Raw genomic sequence first — 2,522 nt, forward strand, 5'->3', positions numbered from 1 at the left:
GTATCCCTCCGCCGGAGGCCGTCTGACGGGATTTCGGCGTCGGTGATAAGTCCGACCTTATGGCCGACCATAAGTTCAGACCCGAGATCGAAGTTTTATCCGCCGCGGACGTGCCGCGCCGTCGGCATTGGAGCGATGCGGACAAGATCCGGATCGTCAAGGAGAGCTTCCTGGGGCATCGCCAGGTGACAGCGACGGCGCGGCGGCATGGTGTGTCGCGCTCCCTGCTGACGATATGGCGGCGGCAGTATCGGAGCGGTGAACTTGGTGACGAGACATCGCCGGTGTTCATCCCGTTGACGGTCTCGCCCAAGGCGCCTGCGGCGGTGCCGGCGGCTGCGCCGCGCAACACCCCTGACGCCCGGCTCGAGATCGTGCTGAGGAATGGGCGGCGGCTTCTCTTCCCTTCCACTGCGGACCCGGAGATGCTGGCTCGGCTCCTTCCGGTGCTGGAGGGCCGATGATCGCCTTCCCGGCGGGGGTGCGCGTGTGGATCGCGGGCGGGGTCACCGACATGCGGCGTGGCATGAACACCCTGGCGCTGACGGTGCAGCAGGGGCTCGGGCGCGATCCCCATGCCGGCGAGATCTTCTGCTTTCGTGGGCGCAAGGGCGACCTGGTCAAGCTGCTCTGGCACGACGGGGTCGGGATGTCGCTCTATACCAAGCGGCTGGAGGCCGGGAAGTTCATCTGGCCGACCAGCGGAAGCGGCGAGGCGGTGCAGATCTCCGCGGCCCAACTCGGGTATCTTCTGGAAGGGATCGACTGGCGCAATCCGCGCTGGACGCAACGCCCTGCAAAGGCGGGATAAATCGACCCTTTCAGCCTTATTTTCATGGGCTTTTCGATGCCCGCGTGGTAGGTCTCGGCCATGTCAGATGCCGCTTCCGAGATCGCCAGATTGCGCGCCGCGCTCGCGGCCTCGGAGGCCCGTGCCAAGGCCGCGGAGAGCGAGCTGGCGCAGGCCCGGGCGGTGGTCTCGACCTCCGAGGCGATGATCAAGCACCTCCGGCTCGAGATCGCCAAGCTCCGGCGCGAGCAATATGGCCACAGCTCGGAACGCCGCGCCCGCCTGATCGACCAGATGGAATTGCAGCTCGAGGAACTCGAGGCCGCAGCCACCGAAGACGAGATCGCCGCCGAGAAGGTGGCGAAGACCACGTCCGTCGCTGGCTTCGAGCGCCGCCGCCCGGCCCGCAAGCCCTTCCCGGAGCATCTGCCGCGCGAGCGGGTGGTGATCGCGGCGCCTACGGCCTGTTCCTGCTGCGGCTCGGATCGCATCGTGAGGATGGGCGAGGACATCACCGAGACGCTCGAGGTCGTTCCGCGGCAGTGGAAGGTGATCCAGACGGTCCGAGAGAAGTTCACCTGCCGGCAGTGCGAGAAGATCAGCCAGCCGCCGGCACCGTTCCACCCCACGCCCCGTGGCTGGGCCGGTCCGAACCTTCTGGCAATGATCCTGTTCGAGAAGTTCGGCCAGCACCAACCGTTGAACCGGCAGGCCGAACGCTATGCCAGGGAGGGCGTCGAGATCAGCCTTTCGACGATCGCCGATCAGGTCGGGGCCTGCACCGCCGCGCTGGAGCCGATCCATGCGCTGATCAGGGCCCATGTTCTCGGGGCCGAGCGGCTGCACGGCGACGATACCACCGTGCCCCTACTGGCCAAGGGCGGAACGAAGACGGCGCGGCTCTGGACCTATGTTCGCGACGACCGGCCCTTTGGTGGCGGGGCGCCACCAGCTGCGCTGTTCCACTTCTCGCGTGACAGGGAGATGACCCACCCGAACCGACATCTCGCCGGGTGGCAGGGTGTCCTTCAGGCCGATGCCTATGGCGGCTACAACGACCTCTACCGCGGCGACCGTGACCCCGGTCCGGTTCAGAGTGCCCTGTGCTGGAGCCATGCCCGCCGGAAGTTCTTCGAACTGGCAGACATCAAGGAGAATGCCCGCAAGAAGAAGCCCGCGCACGACATATCCCCGGTCGCATTGGAGGCCGTGAAGAAGATCGATGCCATCTTCAATATCGAGCGCCAGATCAGCGGTCTGGATGCCTACTCCCGGCTCGAGAGCCGACAACGACTGGCCCGTCCGCTGGTGGAGGATATGAACGACTGGATGCGCGCCGAGCAGGGCACGATGTCGAAGCACAACCCCGTCGCTAAGGCGATCGCCTACATGTTCAAGACCGACCGCTGGGACGCGTTCACGCGCTTTCTCGAGGACGGTCGGGTCTGCCTGACGAACAATGCGGCCGAACGGGCGCTCCGCGGGGTGGCCCTCGGCCGGAAGTCATGGCTCTTCGCCGGCTCCGAGCGCGGCGGCGACCGAGCTGCCTTCATGTATTCCCTGATCGTCACCGCGAAAATGAACAACCTCGATCCTCAGGCCTGGCTCGCCGATGTCCTCGCCCGGCTACCCAACGCAACCGTATCCCGCGTGCCGGACCTTCTCCCATGGAATTGGCAGCCATCGGAGCGCCAACGCGCCGCATGACCACGGCCTACGCCGGATGCTTACG

At 66.2% G+C, this 2,522-nt stretch carries 3 protein-coding genes; all 3 read left to right on the forward strand.

Going from position 1 to position 2,522, the window contains the following annotated elements:
• The first annotated feature begins 59 nt into the window (after nt 1-59).
• Genes tnpA through tnpC form a run of 3 tightly spaced genes read left to right on the forward strand, consistent with a single transcriptional unit; the run spans nt 60 to nt 2,497 of the window.
• Nucleotides 60-464: an IS66-like element accessory protein TnpA gene (gene tnpA / locus PMES_RS16040; protein ID WP_159966735.1), complete on the forward strand. Its 405-nt coding sequence runs from the start codon at nt 60-62 to the stop codon at nt 462-464.
• Nucleotides 461-811 carry an IS66 family insertion sequence element accessory protein TnpB gene (gene tnpB / locus PMES_RS16045; protein WP_009803441.1) on the forward strand — a complete coding sequence of 117 codons (351 nt, stop codon included), beginning with the start codon at nt 461-463 and terminating at the stop codon, nt 809-811. The genes tnpA and tnpB overlap by 4 nt, the downstream gene beginning before the upstream one ends.
• 60 nt (nt 812-871) lie before the next feature.
• Nucleotides 872-2,497, forward strand: a complete 1,626-nt coding sequence (tnpC, locus tag PMES_RS16050) for an IS66 family transposase (RefSeq protein ID WP_159966736.1) — start codon at nt 872-874, stop codon at nt 2,495-2,497.
• Nucleotides 2,498-2,522 lie beyond the last annotated feature (25 nt).

It is taken from the genome of Profundibacterium mesophilum KAUST100406-0324, from assembly GCF_009835145.1.
Lineage (GTDB): Bacteria > Pseudomonadota > Alphaproteobacteria > Rhodobacterales > Rhodobacteraceae > Profundibacterium > Profundibacterium mesophilum.

Excerpts from the sequence above, each read along its gene's own strand:
- tnpA (WP_159966735.1), top strand. The coding sequence starts at position 60 with ATGGCCGACCATAAGTTCAGACCCGAGATCGAAGTTTTATCCGCCGCG.
- tnpC (WP_159966736.1), top strand. The coding sequence starts at position 872 with ATGTCAGATGCCGCTTCCGAGATCGCCAGATTGCGCGCCGCGCTCGCG.
- tnpB (WP_009803441.1), top strand. The coding sequence starts at position 461 with ATGATCGCCTTCCCGGCGGGGGTGCGCGTGTGGATCGCGGGCGGGGTC.